Genomic DNA, 523 nt, shown 5'->3' with positions numbered 1-523 from the left:
GGCTCGTACGGTTCTGCGTGCCGTCCGTGACACGGTGGTCTCTGTTGCCCGCGCTGTATGGAACTGGATTTTCTTCTGAACAGTCTGCCAGGGGAAATGCCTGATTACATTGCGTTAACAAACTGAAAACATGACACAAACACCTCATACCCACCTCTTTCTCTTGCGTGACTGCCTTGCTGTTAATAGAATAAAACGATCGATAAAACAGGTATCGATCGTTGTCATCGATCGTTTATAGTGGTTAATGGTCTGCGAAAAGGCAGCTGAATCTCTTCATCATGCAGAACGGAATTGCACACAACGGACTGATACTTCTCTGGCGGATGAGAGAGGGGAAGCATTTATGTCCGGGAAAAACCACTTTATCTGACCATGCTGTTTTGTACCTGCCGGTATCCACATTTGTGGGTACCGGCTTTTTTATTCACCCTCTGTAAGGAAAAGCTGATGAAACGACATCTGAACACCAGCTACAGGCTGGTATGGAATCACATTACGGGCACCCTGGTGGTGGCTTCCG

General features: G+C 47.6%; 1 protein-coding gene and 1 pseudogene. Both read left to right on the top strand.

The annotated features are described in order from the left end of the window. Positions 1 to 79 (top strand): annotated as a pseudogene (locus K0778_RS28265) (hypothetical protein); the annotation flags it as partial. Between the two features lie 371 nt (positions 80 to 450). Then, positions 451 to 523, top strand: a 73-nt coding sequence (locus K0778_RS29510) for an ESPR-type extended signal peptide-containing protein (protein WP_214279554.1), incomplete at its 3' end; no start/stop codon positions are given.

Source organism: Escherichia sp. XD33 (genome assembly GCF_019375075.1).
In the GTDB taxonomy this organism is placed as follows: domain Bacteria; phylum Pseudomonadota; class Gammaproteobacteria; order Enterobacterales; family Enterobacteriaceae; genus Enterobacter; species Enterobacter flexneri_A.
This window is presented reverse-complemented; position numbering and strand designations above follow the sequence as displayed.